General features: G+C 72.8%; 23 protein-coding genes, 1 pseudogene and 1 riboswitch. Of the genes and pseudogenes, 8 read left to right on the top strand and 16 right to left on the bottom strand.

What is annotated here, in order from left to right:
* Nucleotides 1-11 precede the first annotated feature (11 nt).
* Genes paaE through paaA form a run of 5 tightly spaced genes read right to left on the bottom strand, consistent with a single transcriptional unit; the run spans nt 12 to nt 3,706 of the window.
* Nucleotides 12-1,121, bottom strand: coding sequence for a 1,2-phenylacetyl-CoA epoxidase subunit PaaE (gene paaE, locus NFX44_RS10765; protein WP_262283355.1), 1,110 nt, complete (start codon nt 1,119-1,121; stop codon nt 12-14).
* Entirely contained in the window at nt 1,118-1,597 is a 480-nt protein-coding gene (gene paaD, locus NFX44_RS10770) for a 1,2-phenylacetyl-CoA epoxidase subunit PaaD (protein ID WP_262283356.1), read from the bottom strand. Before paaD ends, paaE begins: the two co-directional genes overlap by 4 nt.
* The gene (gene paaC, locus NFX44_RS10775; protein WP_262283357.1) at nt 1,594-2,328 is read right to left on the bottom strand and encodes a 1,2-phenylacetyl-CoA epoxidase subunit PaaC; all 735 of its coding nucleotides are present in this window, start codon (nt 2,326-2,328) and stop codon (nt 1,594-1,596) included. The genes paaD and paaC overlap by 4 nt, the downstream gene beginning before the upstream one ends.
* Nucleotides 2,325-2,645, bottom strand: coding sequence for a 1,2-phenylacetyl-CoA epoxidase subunit PaaB (gene paaB, locus NFX44_RS10780; RefSeq protein WP_262283358.1), 321 nt, complete (start codon nt 2,643-2,645; stop codon nt 2,325-2,327). The genes paaC and paaB overlap by 4 nt, the downstream gene beginning before the upstream one ends.
* Nucleotides 2,642-3,706 (bottom strand): 1,2-phenylacetyl-CoA epoxidase subunit PaaA, encoded by a 1,065-nt coding sequence (gene paaA / locus NFX44_RS10785; protein ID WP_262283359.1) that lies wholly within the window; start codon nt 3,704-3,706, stop codon nt 2,642-2,644. Before paaA ends, paaB begins: the two co-directional genes overlap by 4 nt.
* Before the next feature lie 370 nt (nt 3,707-4,076).
* On the opposite strand from paaA, the gene NFX44_RS10790 reads away from it, so the two are divergent.
* Both NFX44_RS10790 and NFX44_RS10795 read left to right on the top strand, forming a co-directional pair.
* A complete protein-coding gene (locus NFX44_RS10790; protein WP_262283360.1) occupies nt 4,077-5,033 on the top strand; it encodes a hypothetical protein in 957 nt (318 codons plus the stop codon).
* The gene (locus NFX44_RS10795; protein ID WP_262283361.1) at nt 5,033-5,971 is read left to right on the top strand and encodes a hypothetical protein; all 939 of its coding nucleotides are present in this window, start codon (nt 5,033-5,035) and stop codon (nt 5,969-5,971) included. The genes NFX44_RS10790 and NFX44_RS10795 overlap by 1 nt, the downstream gene beginning before the upstream one ends.
* A 69-nt stretch (nt 5,972-6,040) precedes the next feature.
* On the opposite strand, the gene NFX44_RS10800 is transcribed toward NFX44_RS10795, so the two are convergent.
* Genes NFX44_RS10800 through NFX44_RS10810 form a run of 3 tightly spaced genes read right to left on the bottom strand, consistent with a single transcriptional unit; the run spans nt 6,041 to nt 8,827 of the window.
* Nucleotides 6,041-6,892 carry a menaquinone biosynthetic enzyme MqnA/MqnD family protein gene (locus NFX44_RS10800; RefSeq protein WP_262283362.1) on the bottom strand — a complete coding sequence of 284 codons (852 nt, stop codon included), beginning with the start codon at nt 6,890-6,892 and terminating at the stop codon, nt 6,041-6,043.
* 33 nt (nt 6,893-6,925) lie between these two features.
* The gene (locus tag NFX44_RS10805; protein WP_262283363.1) at nt 6,926-8,203 is read right to left on the bottom strand and encodes an MFS transporter; all 1,278 of its coding nucleotides are present in this window, start codon (nt 8,201-8,203) and stop codon (nt 6,926-6,928) included.
* 42 nt (nt 8,204-8,245) lie between these two features.
* A complete protein-coding gene (locus tag NFX44_RS10810) occupies nt 8,246-8,827 on the bottom strand; it encodes a winged helix-turn-helix domain-containing protein (protein ID WP_262283364.1) in 582 nt (193 codons plus the stop codon).
* Between the two features lie 182 nt (nt 8,828-9,009).
* Between NFX44_RS10810 and NFX44_RS10815 the strand changes: the two genes are divergently transcribed.
* Nucleotides 9,010-11,049 (top strand): AAA family ATPase, encoded by a 2,040-nt coding sequence (locus NFX44_RS10815; RefSeq protein WP_262283365.1) that lies wholly within the window; start codon nt 9,010-9,012, stop codon nt 11,047-11,049.
* 25 nt (nt 11,050-11,074) lie between these two features.
* Here the strand turns inward: NFX44_RS10815 and NFX44_RS10820 are convergent, their stop codons facing one another.
* Genes NFX44_RS10820 through NFX44_RS10835 form a run of 4 tightly spaced genes read right to left on the bottom strand, consistent with a single transcriptional unit; the run spans nt 11,075 to nt 13,302 of the window.
* Nucleotides 11,075-11,677 carry a hypothetical protein gene (locus NFX44_RS10820; protein ID WP_262283366.1) on the bottom strand — a complete coding sequence of 201 codons (603 nt, stop codon included), beginning with the start codon at nt 11,675-11,677 and terminating at the stop codon, nt 11,075-11,077.
* A gap of 4 nt (nt 11,678-11,681) precedes the next feature.
* Nucleotides 11,682-12,035 carry a YbaB/EbfC family nucleoid-associated protein gene (locus NFX44_RS10825; protein WP_262283367.1) on the bottom strand — a complete coding sequence of 118 codons (354 nt, stop codon included), beginning with the start codon at nt 12,033-12,035 and terminating at the stop codon, nt 11,682-11,684.
* A 9-nt stretch (nt 12,036-12,044) separates the two neighbouring features.
* Nucleotides 12,045-12,971 (bottom strand): WXG100 family type VII secretion target, encoded by a 927-nt coding sequence (locus tag NFX44_RS10830; protein WP_262283368.1) that lies wholly within the window; start codon nt 12,969-12,971, stop codon nt 12,045-12,047.
* A gap of 10 nt (nt 12,972-12,981) precedes the next feature.
* Entirely contained in the window at nt 12,982-13,302 is a 321-nt protein-coding gene (locus NFX44_RS10835) for a type VII secretion target (protein WP_262283369.1), read from the bottom strand.
* Between the two features lie 173 nt (nt 13,303-13,475).
* Between NFX44_RS10835 and NFX44_RS10840 the strand changes: the two genes are divergently transcribed.
* The 3 genes from NFX44_RS10840 to NFX44_RS10850 all read left to right on the top strand — a co-directional run bounded on the left by NFX44_RS10840 (nt 13,476) and on the right by NFX44_RS10850 (nt 15,963).
* Nucleotides 13,476-14,363: an ABC transporter ATP-binding protein gene (locus tag NFX44_RS10840; RefSeq protein WP_262283370.1), complete on the top strand. Its 888-nt coding sequence runs from the start codon at nt 13,476-13,478 to the stop codon at nt 14,361-14,363.
* A 9-nt stretch (nt 14,364-14,372) separates the two neighbouring features.
* Entirely contained in the window at nt 14,373-15,110 is a 738-nt protein-coding gene (locus NFX44_RS10845; protein WP_262283371.1) for an ABC transporter permease, read from the top strand.
* 94 nt (nt 15,111-15,204) lie between these two features.
* Entirely contained in the window at nt 15,205-15,963 is a 759-nt protein-coding gene (locus NFX44_RS10850; RefSeq protein WP_262283372.1) for a VOC family protein, read from the top strand.
* Nucleotides 15,964-15,988: 25 nt separating this feature from the next.
* Here NFX44_RS10850 and NFX44_RS10855 read toward each other — a convergent pair whose 3' ends face one another.
* The 4 genes and pseudogenes from NFX44_RS10855 to NFX44_RS10870 form a co-directional block, all read right to left on the bottom strand.
* Entirely contained in the window at nt 15,989-16,768 is a 780-nt protein-coding gene (locus NFX44_RS10855) for an ABC transporter ATP-binding protein (RefSeq protein WP_262283373.1), read from the bottom strand.
* On the bottom strand, nt 16,765-17,952 hold the full coding sequence (locus NFX44_RS10860) for an iron ABC transporter permease (RefSeq protein ID WP_262283374.1): 1,188 nt from the start codon (nt 17,950-17,952) through the stop codon (nt 16,765-16,767). The genes NFX44_RS10855 and NFX44_RS10860 overlap by 4 nt, the downstream gene beginning before the upstream one ends.
* Before the next feature lie 2 nt (nt 17,953-17,954).
* Entirely contained in the window at nt 17,955-18,893 is a 939-nt protein-coding gene (locus NFX44_RS10865) for an ABC transporter substrate-binding protein (RefSeq protein WP_262283375.1), read from the bottom strand.
* 111 nt (nt 18,894-19,004) lie between these two features.
* Nucleotides 19,005-19,099: riboswitch (cobalamin riboswitch) on the bottom strand.
* Nucleotides 19,100-19,204: 105 nt separating this feature from the next.
* A pseudogene (locus tag NFX44_RS10870) lies at nt 19,205-19,518 on the bottom strand (M14 family zinc carboxypeptidase); the annotation flags it as partial.
* A gap of 138 nt (nt 19,519-19,656) precedes the next feature.
* On the opposite strand from NFX44_RS10870, the gene NFX44_RS10875 reads away from it, so the two are divergent.
* Nucleotides 19,657-20,976, top strand: coding sequence for a C39 family peptidase (locus NFX44_RS10875; protein WP_262283376.1), 1,320 nt, complete (start codon nt 19,657-19,659; stop codon nt 20,974-20,976).
* A 29-nt stretch (nt 20,977-21,005) separates the two neighbouring features.
* Nucleotides 21,006-22,346 (top strand): C39 family peptidase, encoded by a 1,341-nt coding sequence (locus NFX44_RS10880; protein ID WP_262283377.1) that lies wholly within the window; start codon nt 21,006-21,008, stop codon nt 22,344-22,346.
* The last annotated feature ends 32 nt before the right edge of the window (nt 22,347-22,378 follow it).

Here is a 22,378-nt window from a genome sequence, read left to right on the forward strand (position 1 = left end):
GCGCGTGTCGGTCAGGCGTCGTAGTCGACCGTGAGCTTGTCGGTGACCGGGCTGGACTGGCAGGTGAGGACGTAGCCCGCGGCCACCTCGTCCGGCTCCAGCGCGTAGTTGCGAGCCATGATCACCTCGCCGGCGACCAGCTTGGCCTTGCAGGTCGAGCAGACCCCGCCCTTGCAGGCGTACGGGAGTTCGCCGCGGACCTTGAGCGCGGCGTCCAGCACCCGCTCGTCGCGGCCCATGGTGAAGTTCGACGAGCGCCCGTCCAGCACGATGGTCACCTCGGCGCCGGCGCCGGGCTCGTCCGTCGGGCGGCGGATCGGCTCCGGCGGCGCGTCGACGTGGAACAGCTCGGCGTGCACGGCCGAGTCGGGCACGTCCCGGTCGGCGAACACCGCCTTGGCGTCCACCACCATCCCGTAGGGGCCGCAGAGGAACCACTCCTCGATCGCCTCGCCGGGGACGACCGTGTCGAGCAGCCGGGTCAGCCGGTCGGCGTCGATCCGCCCGGAGAGCAGCGCCGACTCGCCCATCTCCCGGGAGAGCACGTGCACGAGGTGCAGCCGGGTCGGCCACCGGTCCTTCAGGTCGGCCAGTTCCTCGGCGAACATCACCGTGTTCGCCGTGCGGTTCCCGTACACCAGGGTGAAGGTGCTGGCCGGTTCGATGGACAGCGCGGTCGCGACCAGCGAGAGCACCGGGGTGATGCCGGAACCGGCGACCACCGCGCCGTAGTGGCGGACGCGGTCCGGGGCGAACGCCGAGGTGAAGTGGCCGAGCGGGGGCAGCACCTCGACGGTGTCGCCGCCGCGCAGGGCGCCGCAGGCGTACGCGGAGAAGGCGCCGCCGGGAACCTCGCGCACCCCGATCCGCAGCCGGCCGTGCCGGGACAGCTCGTCGGGGGTCGAGCAGATCGAGTACGACCGCCGCACGTCCGTGCCGTCCGCCCCGACCCGCCGGACCGTGAGGTGCTGCCCGGCGGAGAACGCGAACGTCTCCCGCAGCTCCTCGGGCACGGCGAAGGTGATCGCCACGGCATCGTCGGTGAGCCGGTCGACGGCGGCGACGGGCAGCGGGTGGAAGGCCGGCCGGCGACGGACCGGTCGGGTGATCGTGACAGTCACAGCGCCTTCAGGTGGTCGAAGGGTTCGGAGCAGGAGCGGCAGCGCCACAGGGCCTTGCACGCGGTGGACCCGAACCGGCTGACCTGCTCGGTCTCCGGGGAGCCGCAGCGCGGGCAGCGGACGGCCAGGGTCAGCGGGACGACGCCACCGCCCCGGGCCGCCGGCGCGGGCGGGGCGATGCCGGCGGCGGCCAGCTTGGCCCGGCCGCCCTCGGAGATCCAGTCGGTGCTCCACGCCGGGGCGTAGACGGTGCGGACCTCGGCCTCCGGGTGACCGGCGGCGGCGAGCGCGCGGCGGATGTCGGCCCGGATGACGTCCATGGCCGGGCAGCCGGTGTAAGTGGGGGTGATCGTGACGACCACCCGGCCCGTGCCGGGATCCTCGTCGACCGACCGCAGGATGCCCAGCTCGTCGATGGTGACGACCCGGATCTCCGGGTCCACCACCGCCGCCACGGCCTCCCTCGGGCTGCTCACCAGCGTGCCCCCGGGTGGGCGCGGTGCAGCACCTGCATCTCGGCCAGCAGGTAGGAGAGGTGTTCGGTGTGGACGCCGTCCCGGCCGCCGCCCGGCGCCCAGCCGCCGGCGGGCCGGGTCAGCGTCGCCTCGTCGAGCACCGCGGACACGACGGCGTCGAAGTCGGCGCGCAGGGTGGCCGGGTCGACCGGCGCCGCCGGGTCCGCGGTGAACAGCTCGTGGGTGTACGGCCAGACCTGGTCGACCGCGTCCTGCATGCGCCGGTGCGACTCCTCGGTGCCGTCGCCGAGCCGCTTCACCCAGAGCGAGGCGTGGTCCAGGTGGTACGCCGACTCCTTGCGCGCCTTCGCCCCGATCGCGGCCAGCCGCTCGTCGGCGCACCCGCTCAGCGCGGTGTAGAGCGGGAGCTGGTAGGCGGCCAGGAAGAACAGCTTCGCCATGGTCACGCCGAAGTCGCCGTTGGGCAGCTCGACCAGGAGGCGGTTGCGGAACTCCCGGTCGCCGCGCAGGTAGGCCAGCGCGTCCTCGTCCCGGCCGGCGCCCTCCAGCTCGCCCGCGTAGGTGAGCAGGAGGCGGGCCGCGCCGAGCTGGTCCAGGGCGATGTTGGCCAGCGCGACGTCCTCCTCCATCTCCGGTGCGCGGGAGGTCCACTCGCCGAGCCGCTGCGCCGCGATCAGCGCGTCGTCGCCCAGGCCGAGGGTGAAGTCGAACAGCTCGCTCGGCTCGCTCACAGGTGCGCCACCCCGTCCGGCACCTCGTAGAAGGTGGGGTGGCGGTAGACCTTGTCGGCCGCCGGGTCGAAGAAGGCGTCCTTCTCGTCCGGGCTGGACGCGGTGATCGCGCTCGCCGGCACCACCCAGATCGAGACGCCCTCCTGACGCCGGGTGTAGAGGTCGCGGGCGTTGCGCAGGGCCAACTCCGCGTCGGGGGCGTGCAGGCTGCCGACGTGGGTGTGTGACAGCCCGCGCCGCGCGCGCACGAAGACCTCCCACAGCGGTGAGTGATCCTTTGCGCCCGGCTGACCGGTTCGCTCGCTGCGCTCGCTCACGCCGCCACCTTCTCCTTGTTCCGCTGCTTCGCCGCGTACGCCGCGGCGGCCTCCCGCACCCAGGCGCCGTCGGAGTGGGCCCGCCGCCGGTGCTCCATCCGCTGCCGGTTGCACGGCCCGTTGCCCTTGATCACCTGCATCAGCTCGTCGTAGTCGGGCTGGGTGTAGTCGTAGGACTGCCGCTGCTCGTTCCAGCGCAGGTCCGGGTCGGGGATGGCGAGACCGAGGATCTCCGCCTGCTGCACGCACATGTCGACGAAGCGCTGGCGCAGCTCGTCGTTGGAGAAGCGCTTGATCTTCCAGGCCATCGACTGGGCGCTGTGCGTCGAGTCTCCGTCCGGCGGGCCGAACATGGCCAGTGACGGGTACCACCAGCGGTCCACCGCGTCCTGGGCCATGGCCTTCTGCTCGGGGGTGCCGTGGGCCATGGTGTGCAGGATCTCGTAGCCCTGGCGCTGGTGGAACGACTCCTCCTTGCAGACCCGGATCATCGCCCGGGCGTAGGGGCCGTAGGAGCAGCGGCACAGCGGCACCTGGTTGACGATCGCCGCGCCGTCCACGAGCCAGCCGATCGCGCCCACGTCGGCCCAGGTCAGGGTCGGGTAGTTGAAGATCGAGCTGTACTTCTGCCGGCCGTCGATCAGCAGCTCGACCAGCTCGTCCCGGCTGACGCCGAGCGTCTCCGCCGCGGCGTAGAGGTAGAGACCGTGCCCGGCCTCGTCCTGCACCTTGGCCAGCAGGATCGCCTTGCGCTTGAGCGAGGGGGCGCGGCTGATCCAGTTCCCCTCCGGCTGCATGCCGATGATCTCGGAGTGCGCGTGCTGGGCGATCTGCCGGATCAGCGTCTTCCGGTACGCCTCCGGCATCCAGTCGCGCGGCTCGATCTTCTGGTCCGCGTCGATCACGTCCGTGAAGTACGCCGCGAAGTCCTCGTCGGGCGCCGGTCCGCCGCGCCGGGCGCGTGCCGCCGCCTCGCGCAGCGCGGCCTCCGCCGCCTCCACCTCGCCGAGCAGGCCGCCGCCCGGGCCGTCCTCGGGCGGGGCGAAGTCGTTGCCATACATGAGGCCAGTGTTACAGCTCGCGCCCAATGACACCAGAGGGTGTAATAGGTTTCCCGCCCCACCTTCTGTCACCGACCGACCGCTTCGAGTGACAGCGCTTGACCTGCGCAAACGTTGTGACCTCGGCCACGTGCCGAAGATGAATCCCCACAAGAGCGGCATAGCGGTCCAATGTCCCGCCTTCACGGCGAGTTGCCGGGCCTGGGGATCTGGCATCCGGCCTGTCCGGAAGTAGACTTCGCCCGGCACACCGATCGGCTGCTGACGATCGCCACGGCTCCAGGCCCTCTCCCCCGGCCTCGGCGATCAGGCCGAAACACCTTCGGAAGCGCCGGTCCCCCCGGCCAGACAACCTGGAGTTCACCCACTCATGCGACCTCGCGTGACCATGGTGCTCGCCATCGTGGCGGTCCTCATCGGCGGCGGCATGCTGGTCCCCGCCGCGTACGCCAAGCTCTCCGGCGGCGAAAGCCTGGGCGGCATCGGCGGTGGTGTGGCGCAGGTTCCCGCGCCCGCGCCGACCGCGCCTCCGGAGCCGACGCTGGCCGCCGGGCCGGTCTCGGTGAATTTCAAGGGCAAGTTCTTCTCCTGGGCGCTGATGGACCGGAAGACCGGCAAGATCAGCGGTGCGCCGAACATGACCTCGACCAACTCGACCGAGTCGATGATCAAGGCGTGGATCGTCTCCGACTACCTGCGCCAGCTCCGCGACAAGGCGCCCAGCGCGGCGCGCAAGAAGCAGGCCGAGACCGCCATCCGGGACAGCAACGACATCTCGGCCGAGGCGCTCTACAACGCCGGTGGCCGCAAGCCGGTGCTGATCCGGCTGATCAAGATGTGCAAGCTGACCGACACGAAGATTGAACCCACCAAGGCCAAGTGGGCGTACACCCAGATGTCGCCGCGCGACGCGGTGCGCATGGGCGACTGCATCGGCGACGGCACCGCCGCCGGGCCCAAGTGGACGAAGTGGGTGTTGAACGAGATGGCTCACGTGCGCGGCGGCGTCAAGGACCAGAAGTCCGAGGCCGTCCAGGGCGGTCACTGGGGCATCGTCGACGGCCTGCCCGAATCGATCACGTCCCAGGGGCCGGTCAGCATCAAGAACGGCTTCACCATGCTCTGGGCCGACGGCCAGTGGCATGTCAACTGCCTCGCGGTGGCCGACGACTGGACCCTGGCGGTGATGATGCGCTATCCCGGCGCCGGCGACCCGAAGACCCCCTCGTACGGTGCGAAGGTCTGCGCCAGCGTCGCCACCCAGCTGGTGACCCCGCAGCCGGGCGCCGCCCTCAAGGTGCCGCAGCAGCCGGTCGGGAAGCTCTGATGGCGGGCAGCCGGCGCCGGCCGGGCGGCGACCACCGCACGCTGACGTACAGCGCCATCGCCGTGATCCTGGTGGGCCTGGTGCTCGTCTCGCTCCGGTTCGTGCCGGGCTCACCGTTCCGCCCCACCGCCGCCTCGCACACCGGCACGGCGAGCGGCCGGTCCGCCGGTGCGCCCACCGACCGGAGCATCCGGGCCGAGCCGTCACCCTCGCCGTCGCTGGAGCCGCTGCCGTTCAAGGCCCAGGACCTCGACGGCCTCGGCATCAAGGGCTGGTACTCCTGGGCCGTGCTGGACAAGCGGACCGGGAAGATCATCGGCTCGGCGAACATGAACGAGACCAGCACCACCGCATCAATGATCAAGTCCTGGGTTGTCGCCGACTACCTGCGCCGGAGCGCCGAGGCGGGCAAGACCCCGAGCGACGCGAAGCTGGACGACGCCACGCAGATCATCCGGGACAGCGACAACACCAGGGCGCAGGAGTTCTACGAGAGCGTGGGCGGTTCGGCCTCGATCAAGCGGCTGATCTCGATCTGCAAGCTGACCGACAGCAAGGTCGCCAGCGACGGCGGCTGGAGCCGGACGATGCTGTCGCCTCGGGACACCGCGCGGCTCGGCCTCTGCATCGACGACGGCCGCGCCGCCGGGCCGAAGTGGACCAAGTGGCTGCTGAACGAGATGCGGCTGGTCCGCGGTGACGGCGACTTCGGCATCCGCAAGGCTTTCTCGGCCGCCGAACAGAAGCAGATCGCCATCAAGAACGGGTGGATCGACCGGCAGAAGGAGCGGGAGTATCACGTCAACTGCCTTGCCATCGGCGACACCTGGACGATGGGCGTGATGGTCCAGACCCCGTTCAGCGCCGCGAGCTCCTGGCAGTACGGCATGGACGCCTGCGAGAAGATCACCGAGGCGCTGCGCGTCGACGCCACCTGATCCCACCCGCTGCGCGAAGCGGCGGTGTCCCGGTCGCCCGGGGCACCGCCGCTTCGCCGTGCAAGGGCGTCAGCCCTGGAAGAACTCCGGCCCGCCCGCCGGCAGGGCCGGGGCCTCGCCGATGGCGGCCGCGCGACGCGCGAACTCCCGCAGGCCGGCCACCTGCCGCTCGCCCAGTGAGAAGTCGAGGGTACGGAAGTAGGTCGCCAGGGTCGCCGCGTCGAACGGCTCCCAGCGGGCCCCGGCCTCGGCCACCTGGTCCAGCTCGGCCAGGCTCAGGTCGCGCGAGCGCAGGAACGCCTCGTGCACCTCCTTGACCAGGCCGGGGTGGGCGGCGGCGAAGTCGCGGCGGACCGCCCAGACGGCGAAGACCATCGGCAGGCCGGTCCACTCGCGCCAGGCCTGCCCGAGGTCGGTCACCGCGAGGCCCTTGCGCGGGGCCTCGTAGAGCGCGCGCAGCGCCACGTCGCCGATGAGCACGCCGGCGTCGGCCTCCAGCAGCATCTGGGTCAGGTCGGGCGGGCAGCGGAAGTACTCGGGCCGCACCCCGTAGCGCTCGCCGAGCAGCAGCTGGGCCAGGAGCACCCCGGTACGCGAGGTGGAGCCGAGCGCCACCCGGGCGCCGTCCAGCTCGGTGAGGGGCCGGGTGGAGACCACGTTGACCGAGAGCACCGGGCCGTCGCTGCCGACCGCCAGGTCCGGCAGGAGCAGCAGCTCGTCGGCGTGCCGCAGGTACTCCACGAGCGAGATCGGGCCGATGTCCAGGTCACCGGCGACCAACCCGGCGTTCAACCGATCCGGCGAGTCCTTGTGCAGGTCGACGTCGATCAGCGCGCCGGACCGCATGAGCCCCCAGTAGATCGGCAGGCAGTTCAGGAACTGGATGTGCCCCACCCGGGGGCGGGCGATTCGGTCGGCCATGACCCGACCGTATCCCTGCCCGGTCGGGCCGGCTCAGCGGGAGGGGAAGGAAGTGGCCAACTCCCCACGCGGCTCGCTCCCGGACCCGGCGACGGGCCGGGCCGAGCGCTCGGCGCGGACCGCCCGCCACACCGGCCAGGCCGCCGCGACGACCACCAGCACCCCGGCCACCCCGCAGCCGGCGACCAGCGGCCGGGGTGCGGCCACCTCCAGCAGGAGGCCGCCGATCAGGTAGCCGGCCATCCCCGCTCCCTGGCCCGCGGCGCCGAAGACCGCGTAGGCCCGGCCCCGGGCCGCCTCGGGCACCCGCCGGGCCAGCAACAGGTTGTTGAAGACGTTGTCGCCACCGTTGCCCACCCCGCCGACCAGCCAGATCGGCACGAGCAGCCAGGCCGACGGCACCGCGGCCGAGGCCAGCACCGCCAGGCAGCAGCCGCCGAGCAGGACCAGCCCGGCGCCGAGCAGCGCCCCGTCGTCGGTGAGCCGGCGGGCGAGCCGGGCGAACAGCCAGCCGCCGAGGACGATGCCCAGCGGCCAGGCGCCGGTGACCAGGCCGTAGACCGTGGTGGTGCTGTGCAGGGTCTCCCGGATGAAGAAGACCTCGATGACGTTGATGGCGCCGACCGCGGCGATCACCGCGGCGAGGCTGCCCACCATCACCATCAGCAGGGGATCGGCCCGGAGCCGCCACGCGGGGGGTCGGGTCACGCCGCCGGCCGCCGGCGCCGTCGACCGCCGGCCACCCCGCCGGGTACGGATGAGCAGGCCGGCCGCCACCAGCGCGAGGTAGCTGACGGCGTCGACGAGCAGCGGCACCCGGGTGCCGAACTGGCCGACGAGCAGTCCGGCAAGCGCCGGACCGGCCAGCGCGCCCAGCGTGCCGGCCGTCTGGTTCAGCGCACCGGCCCGGGGCAGGTCCTCGGCCCGGACCATGACCGGCACCAGCGCGGCGAGCACCGGCTGGGTGACCGCGAGCCCGGCCGCGAGCAGCGCCACCAGCGCGATGACCAGGGCGGGGTGCCCGGCGTACGCGAGCGCCAGGCAGATCGCGGCCTGGGCGAGCCCGGCGACCACCAGCAGCACCCGGCTGTCCACCCGGTCGGCGAGCCGGCCGGTCAGCGGGGCGAGCGCGACCAGCGGCACCGTGGCGGCGAGCAGCAGCCCGGAGACGGCGAGACCGCCGGCCCCGGCCGACTGGAGCGCCAGCGTCAGTGCGCTCGCGGCGAGGAAGTCCCCGCAGCTGGAAACGCCCCGCGCGGCGGTGGCGAGCCAGACGTCGGGCCAGCGGGACGGGCCAGATGCGAAGGACATATTTCGAAAGTAATCCTTCACACCTGTCGGCGCAACCCCGGGTCAGTCGATGGGCAGCGCCCGGTACTGCACGGCGACCGTACGGGAGCCCTCCGGCGGTTCCTTCCGCAGCCGGCGCCGGTAGGGGTCCAGCAGCGCCTGGATCGCCTGATTCAGCTCGGCCAGTTCCTCGGCCGTGACCTGGAGCAGGCTGTCGCTGAACCAGGCTGCCCGGTACCAGTCGCTCGGCTCGTCGGGGGCGCGCCGGATCCAGTCCCGGGCGCGCTGGCTGTCGCGGGCCAGGTGCGCGTCGACCAGGGCCAGCTCGGCGGCGCGGGCCTCGGAGTCGGCGTCCTGCCCGGACTCCACGTAGTAGGAGGGGCTGAACGCCTGCCAGACCCGCTCCCGGGCGTCCCCCCGGCTCGGGGCCTCCTCGATCAGGCCGAACTTCGCCAGCTCCCGCAGGTGGTAGCTCGTCGCGCTCGGCGACAGCCCGGCGATCTCGGCACACTCGGTGGCGGTCGCACCGCCCTCGACCGTGCTGAGATGCTCCATGATCGCCATACGGGCCGGGTGGGCCAGGGCCCGCATCACCTGCGGGTCGCTGATCGTCATCCGCCGCTGCTCCGGCCGCGCCTCGGTCATGCACCCATGATCCCGCCTCGGCCGGTGCCCGGGAAATTCGGTTGCCCGGCGATCCGGGCGGAGTAGGCTTTTCTGTCCCGCCTGACGGCCGTGGTGAGTAGCACCGCACAGGACGTCCCCGCGCCGACCGGAGGTCGGAAACGCGAGCGGCAGCGTTGTTCCCCGTGACGAGGAGTACGTGGATGACCCTGCACGCCCAAGAACAGACCCTGGACGACGAGCTCGTCGCCGAGCGCGCCCACCTGGACACCTCCCGCGCGGCGCTGCGCCGGATGCGCGAGCGCGCCGAGTCCCTCTTCGCCACCGGCGACAAGGTGGCCGGGGACGCGTACACCGCCGAGCAGCTCGGCCGGCACATGGCCCGACGGGTCAAGGAACTCGCCGACGACCCGACCACTCCGCTCTTCTTCGGCCGGCTCGACTTCGGTGACGTCGATCCGGATCATGCCGGCCGCGAATACCACGTCGGGCGCCGGCACGTCACCGACGAGCTGGGCGAGCCGCTCGTGCTGGACTGGCGGGCGCCCGTCTCCCGGTCGTTCTACCGGGCCAGCGCCCGCGACCCGCAGGGCGTCGCGATCCGGCGCCGGTTCGGGTTCAGCTCCGGGGTGCTGACCAGCTTCGAGGACGAGCGCCTCGACCGCGGCGAGGAGCTGGGCACCGCCAGCCGCATCCTCACCGCCGAGATCGAGCGCCCCCGCGTCGGCCCGATGCGGGACATCGTCGCCACCATCCAGCCCGAACAGGACGAACTGGTCCGGGCCGACCTCGCCGACTCGATCTGCGTCCAGGGCGCGCCGGGCACCGGCAAGACGGCGGTCGGGCTGCACCGCGCCGCGTACCTGCTCTATGTGCACCGCGAACGGCTGCGCCGCTCGGGCGTGCTGATCGTCGGGCCGAACCGGGCGTTCCTGTCCTACATCGCGGCGGTGCTGCCGGCGCTCGGCGAGGTTGAGGTCGAGCAGGCCACGGTGGAGGACCTGGTCGCCCGGGTGCCGGTCCGCGCGGTCGACGACCCCGCCGTGGCCGCCCTCAAGCACGACGTCCGGATGGCCGAGGTGCTGCGCCGCGCGGTCGACGCGCACATCGGCACGCCTACCGAGCCGATCATGGTCTCGGACGGCTCGTTCCGCTGGCGGATCGGCCTCGACCCGCTGCACCGGCTGGTCGAGGAGACCCGCCGCGAGGACCTGCCGTACGCGACCGGCCGGGACCGGGTACGCGCCCGCGTGGTCGGGCTGCTGCAACGCCAGTCCGAGGCCCGCCGGGCCGAGTCGCCCAGCGACGCCTGGTTGCGCCGGATGAGCAAGGCGAAGCCGGTCACCGAGTTCCTCGACGCGGTCTGGCCGGCGCTCACCCCCGACGGGTTGCTGCACCGGCTGCGGACCGACCCCGACGCGCTCGCCGCCGCCGCCGACGGCCTGCTCACGGCCGAGGAGCAGGAGCTGTTCCGGTCGGGCCCGGTCGGTCGCACCCCGAAGGCGACCCGGTGGACCGCCGCCGACGCGGTGCTCATCGACGAGGCCGCCGGGCTGCTGGAACGGCCCGCCGGCTTCGGGCACGTGGTGGTCGACGAGGCGCAGGACCTCTCGCCGATGCAGTGCCGGGCCATCGCCCGGCGCAGCGAGCACGGCTCCATCACGCTCCTCGGCGACCTGGCCCAGGGCACCGCGCCGTGGGCGGCCACCGACTGGCGGGAGTCCCTGGCCCACCTGGGCAAGCCGGACGCGGCCGTGGTGCCGCTGAGCATCGGTTTCCGGGTGCCGGCCGCCGTGGTCGCCTTCGCCAACCGGCTGCTGCCGGCGCTCGCCGTCGACGTGCCCCCGGCGGAGTCGCTGCGCCGCGACGGGTCGCTCGACGTGCGTACCGTCGAGGACCTGACGGCCGCGACGGTGGCCGAGGTGCGGGCGGCGCTGGCGCACGACGGCTCGGTCGGCGTGATCGCCGCCGACGAGACGGTGGACCGGCTCCGCGCGGCCCTCGCCGACGCGGGCGTCGAGACCGCGACCGCCGACGACGTGGAGGCCGCGGCGCGGGTCACCGTCGTCCCGGCGACCCTGGTCAAGGGCCTGGAGTACGACCACGTGGTGGTCGTCGAGCCGGCCGCGATCGTGGCCGCCGAGCCGCGCGGCCTGCACCGCCTCTACGTGGTGCTGACCCGGGCGGTGTCCCGCCTGGCGGTGCTGCACCGCGAGCCGCTGCCCGCCCCGCTGGCCGGCTGACCGACGGCCGGGCGCACGCGGCGGCTCAGGCGGACAGGGCGGCCGCGACGTCCCGCAGCGGGCGGCCGGACTCGGCGATCGGCACGGTGAAGGCGAGCCAGGAGCCGTCGGCGAAGTCGAGGCGCAGGCGCTTCGGGTTCAACCGGTGCCAGCCCACCCGGGCCGACGCCACCTCCGCCCGCGACGCCGACCAGGCGATCCCGGTCTCCGCCACGGACCGCTCGTCGTCCGCCCGGCTGGACAGCAACTTCCTCGGCCCGCTCACACAGACCAGCAGCCGCCGGTCGGTGGCCACCAGCAGGGTGTCCCGCACCGCCAGGTCCGGGCCGGGCGGTTGCAGCGCGTGGCGCAGGCGGGAGGCCGCCGAACCGGGCGCGCCGCGCCCGGCGATGCCCCAGACCACCCGGTCCACGAGCCGATCGCCCCATGCCCAACTGACCAGCGGCGAGATCACGTTGAGCAGCACGGCCCCGATGCTCACCCGGCCGGCGGGCGCCTCCGGCTTCGCCGCCTCGGGCGGCGGAGGCGGAGGCGCGCCGTTCGCCGCCTCGGCCTCCGCGTACGCCAGCACCCGCTCGCCCGGCTCGACGAGCTGGCCGATCCGGTCCCGGTATGCGGTCTGATCCATCGGCTCAGTATCGGTCGTGGCCGTAGCCGTCGTCGGTGCGGCGCTCCGCGGCCGGCGCGTTGCCCATCACCTCGCCGACGATCTCCCGGACCCGGGCGGCGGCGGCCTCCTGGGCCCGGTTCGCCGCGGCGGTGAACTCCTCGGCGAGGGTGTAGGAGTCGAGGCGCATGGCCCGCGCGTTGATCTCGGTGGAGAGGATTTTGCCGTCGGCGGCCGCGGTGACGGTGACCAGGCCGGAGTCGCTCACCCCCTCGGCGCTGCTCTGCTCCAGCTCGGCCATCCGCGCGCCGAGTTCGCGCTGCCACCCGTCCAGGTTGCGGGCCAGCGCCTCGATCCGGTCCAGGGCGGGGAAGGTCATGGCTGCCTCTCAGTTCACGATCGAGTCGAAGACGTTCTGCACGCCCTTGGTGTACGGCCCCAGGTCCTCCGAGTAGGTGCCGTCCACCAGGTAGTTGCGGTCCTTGTGGCCGTCGGAGACGTCGTGCAGGCCGACCCCCGTGTCGAGCAGGGCACCGCCGATGCCGTTCACGTTCACCGGCGAGGCCTGGTTGATCGCGAACTTGCCGGGGAAGAGGATGGCCGTCCGCTTCGCCATGAACGAGAACGCCTCTTTGCCGTAGCCGGACTTGTTCCAGAGCCGGTACGCCTTCTTGGCCTTCTTCAACTCCAGCACCACTCGGCGGTACTCCATGAGCAGCTCGGCGACCCGCTCCAGCTTGGTGACCAGCTTCGTGAGGATCTCCGCGAACCGGGCCACGATCTTGACCATGCGGCCGACCGTGGTGGCCAGCCGGGCCAGCACCCGCACGACCGTGGCGGCCAGCGTCACGCCCGCGCTGAGCACGGCGGCCACCGCGGCGATGATCACCTCGGTCAGGAACCAGAGCAGGAACTCCAGGATCAGCTCGACCAGCAGGTTGAACGCGTCGACGGCCGCGTTCGCGGCGTCGACCAGCACCTCCTTGGTGCCGTCCAGCCCCTTGGCCAGCTCCTCGATCGCCTCCTCGACGGACTCCATCGAGGCGTGGAACTTCTCCGCCGCGTCGCCGTCCCAGGCGCCGCGCAGCCGGGCCCGGTCGGCGATCTGGTCGCCGGCGATCTGCCGCACCGCCTCGCCGGTGGTGAGGGCGAGCTGGGCCGCCTTCATGAGGTCGTCGGGCTCGCCGGCGACCAGCTCCAGCAGCTGCTCGAACGGCCAGAGCACCGCGTTGGAGAGCGGCTTGAACGGGTCGGGCGTGCCCGAGACGATCTGCTCGAAGTAGGTCTTGTTGCGCTGCAACGCCTCGGTGCTCATCGGTCGGCCCTCACGTGCCCGGGGTGAACATGTCGGTGGTCGCCACGTCGGTGCCGGTGTAGGCCTCGGCGGTGTCGCTGATCCCCTCGGCGATGTCAGCCATCACCTCGGCGCCGTCCTCCAGACCCTGCAGGCACGCCTCGAACTGCTCGGCGTACGCGGCGGCGAGGCCGAACGACGCGGGCATGATGCCGAAGGCGTGCCGGGGCACGTGCCCGTCGTGGAAGATCCGGCGCAGCTCGCGGAAGCGGCCGGCCCGGTCCCGGGACGCGGCGGCGAAGGCGGTCAGCGCCTCCGGCTGGACCTCGAGGTTCCTGCTCGGACTCGTCACGGACCCTCCCCAGTGTCCAGTCGACAGTCACCCGTCGCCGGCACGGCCGGGCAACGGGATTACCACAGTAGGCGATCAGCGCCCCTTCGCGTGGGGCAGTGCGACTCGCGCCGACACGGTACACAGATGTAGGCACGCCTCCGCCCGGGACCGCAACCCTTGAGGAGCACGAGATGATCCTGGCCCGCGCCGACCAGGTCAGCCGCCGCTACGGCGCGGTGCTGGCACTGGACCGGGTCGACCTGACCGTCCGCGCCGGGGAGCTGGTGGGCCTGCTCGGGCCGAACGGCGCCGGCAAGAGCACCCTGCTCAACCTGCTGGTCGGGCTGCGCCGCCCCACCTCCGGCCGGGTCGAGCTGCTCGGCGGCGACCCGCGCGACCCGGCCAGCCGGCGGCAGCTCGGGGTGACCCCGCAGGAGACCGGGCTGCCCGGCACGCTGCGGGTCGGCGAGGTGGTCGACTTCGTCTCCGCGCACTTCCCCGACCCGGTGCCCCGGGGCGAGCTGCTCGACCGGTTCGGCCTCAGCGACCAGGTGCGCCGGCAGACCGGCGGCCTCTCCGGCGGACAGCGCCGCCGGCTGGCCGTGGCGCTCGCCTTCGTCGGCCGGCCCCGCCTCGTGGTCCTCGACGAGCCCACCACCGGGCTGGACGTGGAGGCCCGGCGCACCCTGTGGGAGGCCGTCCGGGCCTTCCACGCCGAGGGCGGCACGGTCCTGCTGAGCAGCCACTACCTGGAGGAGGTGGAGGCGCTGGCGGAGCGGGTGGTGGTGATCGGGCACGGGCGCGTCCTCGCCGACGACTCGGTGGCGGCGATCCGCGGCATCGTCGGCGTACGACGGGTCAGCCTGATCGCCGACGACCTGCCGCCGCTGCCCGGCGTGGTGGCCGCCGAGCATGCCGAGGGGCGCACCCACCTGCTCACCACCGACGCCGACCAGCTCGTCCGGGACCTGGTCACCGCCGGGGTGGCGTTCCGCGACCTGGAGGTCCGGCCCACCTCGCTGGAGGAGGCGTTCCTCACCCTGACCGCCGGCGACCGGCCCGCACCCACCCCCGCCTAGGAGACCTCCGTGCCGCTCGCCCTGGTCCACGCCCGCTACCAGCTCCTGGAGATCATCCGGATCCCGGTCGCGATCTTCGGCAGCGCGTTCTTTCCGGCTGCCACGATGCTCTTCTTCGTCGTGCCGTTCGCGGGCGACGATGCCACCGCCGCCACCTACGCCACCGCAGCGATGGTCACCTTCGCCGTGATGAGCGCCAACATCTTCCAGTACGGGATCGGCGTCGCCGAGGACCGCGACCAGCCGTGGAGCTCGTACAGCCGGACCCTGCCCGCCGGCCCCGGCCCGCGCTTCGCCGGCCGGATCCTGGCCGGTCTGACCATCACCTATTTGTCCATGCTCCCGGTGGTGGTGATCGCGGCGGTGGCCACCGCGGCCCGGGTCACCCCGGCGCAGTTCCTGCTCGGCGCGGTCGGGGTCGCCCTGATCTCGGTGCCGTTCACGCTGCTCGGGCTGGCCATCGGCTACTCGCTGCCGAGCAAGGCGGCGATCGTGGTCGCCCAGCTCATCTTCTTCCCGCTCGCCTTCGGTGGCGGGCTGCTCTTCGGTCCGGACAACGCGCCCGGCTTCGTCGACGCGATCGCGCCCTACCTGCCCACGCGCGGTGCGCTGGAGCTGATGTGGGCGGCCGTGACCGACTGGCAGCTGAACCCGATCTCCATGATCATGCTCGGCGTCTGGATCGTCGTGCTCGCGGCGGTCGCCGGGTGGGCCTACCGGCGGGACGAGGGACGCCGCTTCACCTGACCTTTTGTCCCAATCCGGCCCGGTGGCCGGTGGGACGGTGCCACGATGCCGGCAGGGCGTGCCAGCGGGGCCGCTCCCGGCGAGAGGGGTCAGCGTGGACGGCGTGGAGCCCGGCACGCCCTGCTGGGCCGACCTGGCCACCCCCGGGTTGGACGACGCGAAGCGGTTCTACCCGGAGCTGTTCGGCTGGACCGGCCGGGTGTCGACGGAGCCGGGCGCCGGCGGCTACACCACGTTCCTGAAGGACGGCCGGGCCGTCGCCGGGGCCGGGCCGCCCGCCGCACCGGACCAGGTGCCGGTCTGGTCGACGTACGTGGCCACCGACGACGCGGACCTGGTCGCCACCCGGGTGGAGGCGGCCGGCGGCCAGGTGGTGGTCTCCCCGTTCGACGTCTTCGGGCTGGGCCGGATGGCGGTCCTCGCCGACCCCGCCGGTGCGGTGTTCAGCGTCTGGCAGCCCATGGCGATGCGCGGGGCGGAGTTGTTCAACGCCCCCGGCTCGCTGTGCTGGAACGAGCTGGTCACGCCCGATCCCGAACGGGCGAAGGAGTTCTACGCGCTGGTCTTCGGCTGGCACCCCGAGGAGCAGGCGTCCGGCCCGGTCACCTACACGGGGTGGCGGTGCGGCGCCCGGATCGTCGCCGGCATGATGCCGCAGCTGGAGCCGCTGCCCGACGACCTGCCGGCGTACTGGACGGTCTACTTCGCGGTCCAGGACGCGGACGCCACCGCGGCCCGCGCCGCCGAGCTGGGCGGCACCATCCTCGTCCCGCCCCGGGACAACCCGGCCGGCCGCGGCGCCGCGCTCCGCGACCCCCAGGGGGCGCTCTTCTCGGTCACGGCCCTGCGCTGACCCGGTGTCAGGAGGGGCCCTCCGTTCAGCGGGGGCGGACGGGGACCACCAGGGGGCCGTGCTCGCCGGGGATGACGCGGATGTTGGCGCGGTAGTGGCGGGCCAACAGGGCCTCGGTGAGGACCTCCTGCGGCGGACCGGCCGCGGCGACCCGGCCGTCGGCGAGCAGGACCAGGCGGTCGGCGTACTCGCCCGCGATGGAGAGGTCGTGCATGGTGGCGAGCACGGTCAGCCTGTGCTCGCGGCGGAGCTGGTCGACCAGCTCCAGCACCTCCTGCTGGTGGCCGATGTCCAACGCGCTGGTCGGCTCGTCGAGCAGCAGCAGGGTGGCGCCCTGGGCCAGCGCCCGGGCCAGGAAGACCCGCTGCCGCTCGCCGCCGGAGAGGGTGGCCAGCTCGCGGCGCCCGAACGCGCCCAGGTCGAGCCGGTCCAGCACCTCGTGCACGGCCGCCAGGTCGGCGGCGGACTCCCGGCCCAGCGCCGGGATGTACGGGGTGCGCCCCAACAGCACGTAGTCGAGGACCGACATGCCGGCCGGCACCACCGGGGACTGCGCCACGGTGGCCACCACCCGGGCCCGGTCGCGGCGGCGGAGGGAGTTGATCGGCGTACCGAAGAGGGAGACCGCGCCCGGCGCGGGCAGCAGGCCGCCGACGGCGCGCAGCAGTGTCGACTTCCCGGCGCCGTTCGGGCCGATCACGGTGACCCACTCGCCCACCGCGACCGTGAGTTCGACGCCGGCCAGGATCGGCGTGCCCCCCAGGTCGATCCGCAGGTCGCGCAGCTCCACGGCGGGTGCGCTCATGTCAGCACCCGGCGGGCGGTGCGCAGGACGAGCACGAAGAACGGTCCGCCGAGCAGCGCGGTGACCACGCCGATCGGGACCTCGGCGGGCGCGGCGGCGGTGCGGGCGACCACGTCGGTCAGCGCCAGGAACGCCCCGCCGAACAGCATCGACAGCGGCAGGATGACCCGGTAGCTCGACCCGGCGAGCAGCCGTACGGTGTGCGGCACGATGATGCCGACGAAGCCGATCAGGCCGGAGGCGGACACCGCGGCGGCGGTGCCCAGCGAGGCGGCGGCGATCAGCAGGTAGCGGGAGCGCTGCGGGTGCAGCCCGAGGCTGGCCGCCTCGTCGTCGCCGACGGAGAGCACGTCCAGCTCGCGGCGGTGCAGCAGCACCACGACGGCGGTGAGCACGAAGTACGGCAGGACCAGCCGGACGTCGTGCCAGCCGGCGGTGGCCAGCCGGCCGAGCAGCCAGGAGTAGACCTGCTGGATGCTGTCGGAGTGCCGTTGCAGCAGGTACGTCTGCCCGGCGGAGAGGAACGCCGAGACCGCCACCCCGGCCAGGATCAGCGTGGCCGGTGACCGGTTCCGGCCGCCGGCCGCGCCGAGCCCGTACGTCATGGCGACCGCGCCGAGCGACCCGACGAACGCGGCGAGCGGGATGGTGACCGGCAGCCCGGTGATCGCCCCACCCGCTCCGGCGCCCAGGGTGATGACCGCGGTCACCGCGAGCCCGGCGCCGGCCGCCACGCCCAGCAGGTACGGGTCGGCGAGGGGATTGCGGAAGACGCCCTGGTAGCAGCCGCCGGCCAGGGCGAGCAGGGCCCCGACGAGCAGGCCGAGCACGACCCGGGGCAGCCGCAGCTCGGTGATGATGGCGATCTCCCGCTCGCTGAGCCCGCTGTCCAGGTGCACCCCGGGCAGCAGGTTGAGCAGTTCGGCGGCGACGCTGCCCGGCGGCAGGCTGACCGGGCCGAGCGAGACGCCGGCCACCAGCGCCACCAGCACCGCGCCGATGCCGGCGAGCAGCCAGCGGGTGCGCAGCCCGGCCGGCCGGACGGACGCACCCGGTGCGGCCGCCCGCTTCCCGTCGCGGGTCACGGGCGTGCCCGGGTCGTCCATGCCGGGCACCCCGGCGGGCCGGGACGCGTCGGGCGTCCCGGCCGGCCGGGACGCGTTGTCCGCCGGTCGCACGGTCACCGTCAGGCCGGGACCTTGGCGGTGGCGTCGACGATCACCTTGAGCAGGTCGACCACGCGCGGGCCCCACCGGGAGGCGATGTCGTCGTCCAGCGCCACGATCTGGTTGTTCTTCACCGCGGTGACGCCGGCCCAGCCGCTGCGGGCCTTGACGGTCTCCGCGGTCTGCTTGCAGCACTTGGTGTCGGCCAGGAAGACGAAGTCGGGGTTCGCCTTGACGATGACCTCCTGGGAGAGCTGCGGGTAGCCGCCGTTCTTCCCGTCGGCGTCCGCCGGGTCGGCGATGTTCTGCAAACCGGCCAGGGCGTAGATCGAGCCGATGAAGGTCTTGCTGGTCGCGCTGTACAGCTCCGGGCCCAGCTCGTGGTAGTAGGTGAGCTTCCTGGCCCGCTGCGGCAGGTCCTTGGTGATGGCGGCGACGTCGTCCTTCATCTTCTTCGTGACGGCGTCCGCCTCGGCCGGGTGGCCGGTGAGCTTCCCCAGGTCGGTGATCTGCTGGTAGCTGTCGTCCAGTGTGGTCGCGGCCGGGGTGAGCAGCACCGGGATCTTCAGCGCGGTGAGCTGGTCGACGATCTTGTTGGTGTCGTTGGCGAGCACCACCAGGTCGGGGCTCCGCCCGGCGATCGCCTCGGCGTTCGGCTGGTAGCCCGAGAGGTCGCTCTTCGGCGCCTCCGGCGGGTAGTTCGACTGGTCGTCGACGGCGGTGACCTGCTTGCCGGCGCCGACGGCGAAGAGCATCTCGGTCGCCGAGGGCGACAGCGAGACGATCTTCTCGGGGCGCTTCTCCAGGGTCAGCTTGCCGACGGTGACCGGGAAGGCGGCCGCCGCCGAGCTGCCGCCGGCCGCGGGGGTGTCGTTCGAGGTCTTCTCGGCGCAGCCGCCGAGAAGCAGCGCGCCGACCGCGAGCGCGGCGGCGAAGAGCCGGGGGGTACGTCTGGACATCGGTCCTCCTGTCGGTCGAGGAGTGTGGTGCTTCGCCGACAGGGACCTGGGCGGGCCCGTCCGCGAGGCGCCCTTCCTCGAGAGCGCGTGTCGCGACCGTGCCGCAGGCGACCTGGCTCGTCCCCCCACAGGTGTCGGCGCCGGCTCGGGGCCGACGCCGTGTGCGGGGCATCACAGTTGCGGGACAGCGCCGGTTTCGCACCGGCTTCGCTGCGGGGTGGTCGGTGCCACCGTAGCGCATGACCAGCGGAGATCGTCCGGACGGGAGGCGCGGTGGGACCCCGGCGACCCGGGCCCACCGCGCCTCGTGGTCAGCAGTACTGGCTCTGCTTCCCGATCGCCCGGTACGGGCAGTCGGCGTACTCGGAGAGCAGCAGCACGGCCTCCCGGTTGCGCGAGGTCTGGGCGGGGATCACCTCGTCGGGCGGGTAGAAACCGCCCCCGGAGGCCGACCCGGGATACATCTCGAAGGTGTACGCCCAGATCTTGTGGGCCCCCACATCCAGTCGATGCTGGTGCCGTCGGCGATGTAGAGGTCGCTGGACTGTTCCGGGGTGTAGCCGTTGCTGGACGCCATCTGCCGGCCGATGGTGGCGAAGGTGTTGTACTGGTCGGCGCTCATCCCGGTGATTCATCACTATGTGCTTCCATCCCGGCCGCATCCTCACGCCGGCAATGATTTTCCATGCCTGAACCTCTGGCGAAACTTCCCTCCAGGCGCGACAGTGAACGGCAACGATGCGGTTCACCTGGAGGAGCTGCCATGGACCGGACATCCCTGCGCACGGCCGCCGTGGCCGGCGCCACCACACTCGCCCTCCTCGGCACCACCGCCCCGGCCGGCGCGACCACGACCGTCACCCACGACGAGCAGATCACCTGGCAGGGCTGGTCCGGCCCGGCCTGGTCGACCGGGACCGCGGCCGGCACGGCCGGCACCGCCGCCGGCCTGACCCTGACCACCCCGGTCGGCACCATCCTCTACAAGGACCCGCACAGCAACACCCGGCGCACCTGGGCGTACGGGACGTGGACCTCACCGCTCACCCAGGTCGGCTTCTCCGCCACCGAGCTGGTCACCTCGTGGAACGCCGACACCCCGGCCGGCACCTGGGTCCAGGTCGAACTCCAGGGCACCTACACGAGCGGCACCCGCACCCCCTGGTACGTCATGGGCCGCTGGGCCTCCGGCGACGGCGACATCCGGCGGACCAGCGTCGACCGGCAGGGCGACAAGACCTCCAGCGTCCTCACCGACACGTTCGCCGTCACCAACCCCGCCGCCGGAGTGCTGCTGCGGGCGTACCAGCTGCGCGTGACCCTCTACCGGGACCCGGCGTCGACCGTCACGCCGGTGCTGCGGTCCGTCGGCGCCATGAGCTCGAACGTGCCGGACCGGTTCACCGTCACGCCGAGCGCCGGGCACATCGCCTGGGGCACCGAGCTGGCCGTGCCGCGCTACTCCCAGAACATCCACGCCGGCCAGTACCCGGAGTACGGCGGGGGCGGCGAGGCGTGGTGCTCGCCCACCTCCACCGAGATGGTGGTCGAGTACTGGAGCCGCAAGCCCTCCCCGGCCGACACGTCCTGGGTGGACCCCGGCTACGCCGATCCGACGGTCGACCACGCCGCCCGGATGGCCTACGACTGGCAGTACGGCGGCACCGGCAACTGGCCGTTCAACACCGCGTACGCGGCCAGCTTCCCCGGCCTGGAGGCCAAGGTGACCCGGCTGCACTCGCTGGACGAGCTGGAACACTTCATCGCCGCCGGCATCCCCGTGGTGACCAGCCAGTCCTTCCTCGCCAGCGAGCTGGACGGGGCGGGCTACGGCACGGCGGGGCACCTCATGGTGGTGGTCGGCTTCACCGCCACCGGCGACGTGATCGCCAACGACCCGGCCTCGCCCAGCGACGCCGCCGTCCGGCACGTCTACCGGCGCGACCAGTTCGAGCAGATCTGGCTGCGCACCCGGCGGACCACCGCGAACGGCGGCACCGGCGGCGGCTCCGGCGGCGTCGTCTACCTCATCAAACCGACCGAGGTGGCCTGGCCCTCCGTGGCCGGTTCCACCAACTGGTGACCCATCCCTTCCCACCCAACGGAGTGCACATGGTCAGACCAGCCCTGCGCGCGGTCGCCCTCGTCGGCGCCGCCGCGCTCGCCCTCGTCGGTGTGACGGCGCCCGCCCACGCCGACAACAATCTGCCGACCGGCGCGCACGACGAGCAGATCACCTTCCAGGAGTGGTCCAAGTACCCCGACTGGCGCGGCGGCACCCACGACGGCACGTACGCCATCCCGGGGGACCGCACCGGCATCACCATCGGCCAGCCGGCCGGCACCACCGAGTTCACCGACGAGCACACCGGCACGACCCGGACCTGGGAGTACGCGACCTGGACCTCGCCCGAGCGGCAGGTCGGCTTCGACGCCAGCGAGCTGGTCGCGTCGTGGAACGCCGCGACCCCGGCCGGCACCTGGATCCAGGTCGAACTGCACGGCACGTACAACACCGGGCAGCAGACTCCCTGGTACGTCATGGGCCGCTGGGCCTCGGGCGACCAGGACATCAAGCGGTCCACGCTGGACGGCCAGGGTGACCCCTGGTCGACCATCTGGACCGACACGTTCTCGATCGACGACGCCAAGGCCGGGGTGCTGCTGCGGTCGTACCAGCTCCGGCTGACCCTCTACCGCGCACCGGGGCAGACCGCCTCGCCGCGGGTCTGGATGCTCGGCGCGATGAGCTCCAACGTGCCGGACCGGTTCACCGTCGCCCCGAGCAAGGGCGGCATCGCCTGGGGCACCGAGCTGGCCGTGCCGCGGTACTCGCAGAACGTCCACGTCGGCGAGTACCCCGAGTTCGACAACGGCGGGGAAGCCTGGTGCTCCCCCACCTCCACCGAGATGGTGGTCGAGTACTGGGGCCGCAAGCCCTCGGCCGCGGACACCGCCTGGGTCGACCCGAGCTACGCCGACCCGACGGTCGACCACGCCGCCCGGATGACCTACGACTACGAGTACGAGGGCGCCGGCAACTGGCCGTTCAACACCGCGTACGCGGCCAGCTTCCCGGGCCTGGACGCCCGGGTCACCCGGATGCACTCGCTGGACGAGGTGGAACGGTTCATCAAGGCCGGCATCCCGGTGATCACCTCGCAGTCCTTCCTGGCCAGCGAGCTGGACACGGCGAACTACGGCACCTCCGGGCACCTGTTCGTGATCGTCGGCTTCACCGCCGACGGTGACGTGATCGTCAACGACCCGGCCTCGTCGTCCAACGACGCCGTGCGCAACGTGTACAAGCGGGAGCAGTTCGAGCAGATCTGGCTGCGCACCAAGCGGTACCGGGCGAACGGCACGGTGGCCTCCGGCTCCGGCGGCATCGCGTACCTCATCAAGCCGACCGACAAGCCCTGGCCGGTCGTGCCGGGCTCGACCAACTGGTGAAACGCCCCGGGCCCGGCGCGTTCCCCGTCCGG

Source organism: Micromonospora sp. MA102 (assembly GCF_025460765.1).
GTDB classification, from domain to species: domain Bacteria; phylum Actinomycetota; class Actinomycetes; order Mycobacteriales; family Micromonosporaceae; genus Micromonospora; species Micromonospora halotolerans.

Excerpts from the sequence above, each read along its gene's own strand:
- paaA (WP_262283359.1), bottom strand. The coding sequence starts at position 3,706 with ATGTATGGCAACGACTTCGCCCCGCCCGAGGACGGCCCGGGCGGCGGC.
- NFX44_RS10790 (WP_262283360.1), top strand. The coding sequence starts at position 4,077 with ATGCGACCTCGCGTGACCATGGTGCTCGCCATCGTGGCGGTCCTCATC.
- NFX44_RS10795 (WP_262283361.1), top strand. The coding sequence starts at position 5,033 with ATGGCGGGCAGCCGGCGCCGGCCGGGCGGCGACCACCGCACGCTGACG.
- NFX44_RS10800 (WP_262283362.1), bottom strand. The coding sequence starts at position 6,892 with ATGGCCGACCGAATCGCCCGCCCCCGGGTGGGGCACATCCAGTTCCTG.
- NFX44_RS10805 (WP_262283363.1), bottom strand. The coding sequence starts at position 8,203 with ATGTCCTTCGCATCTGGCCCGTCCCGCTGGCCCGACGTCTGGCTCGCC.
- NFX44_RS10810 (WP_262283364.1), bottom strand. The coding sequence starts at position 8,827 with ATGACCGAGGCGCGGCCGGAGCAGCGGCGGATGACGATCAGCGACCCG.
- NFX44_RS10815 (WP_262283365.1), top strand. The coding sequence starts at position 9,010 with ATGACCCTGCACGCCCAAGAACAGACCCTGGACGACGAGCTCGTCGCC.
- NFX44_RS10820 (WP_262283366.1), bottom strand. The coding sequence starts at position 11,677 with ATGGATCAGACCGCATACCGGGACCGGATCGGCCAGCTCGTCGAGCCG.
- NFX44_RS10825 (WP_262283367.1), bottom strand. The coding sequence starts at position 12,035 with ATGACCTTCCCCGCCCTGGACCGGATCGAGGCGCTGGCCCGCAACCTG.
- NFX44_RS10830 (WP_262283368.1), bottom strand. The coding sequence starts at position 12,971 with ATGAGCACCGAGGCGTTGCAGCGCAACAAGACCTACTTCGAGCAGATC.
- NFX44_RS10840 (WP_262283370.1), top strand. The coding sequence starts at position 13,476 with ATGATCCTGGCCCGCGCCGACCAGGTCAGCCGCCGCTACGGCGCGGTG.
- NFX44_RS10855 (WP_262283373.1), bottom strand. The coding sequence starts at position 16,768 with ATGAGCGCACCCGCCGTGGAGCTGCGCGACCTGCGGATCGACCTGGGG.
- NFX44_RS10865 (WP_262283375.1), bottom strand. The coding sequence starts at position 18,893 with ATGTCCAGACGTACCCCCCGGCTCTTCGCCGCCGCGCTCGCGGTCGGC.
- NFX44_RS10875 (WP_262283376.1), top strand. The coding sequence starts at position 19,657 with ATGGACCGGACATCCCTGCGCACGGCCGCCGTGGCCGGCGCCACCACA.
- NFX44_RS10880 (WP_262283377.1), top strand. The coding sequence starts at position 21,006 with ATGGTCAGACCAGCCCTGCGCGCGGTCGCCCTCGTCGGCGCCGCCGCG.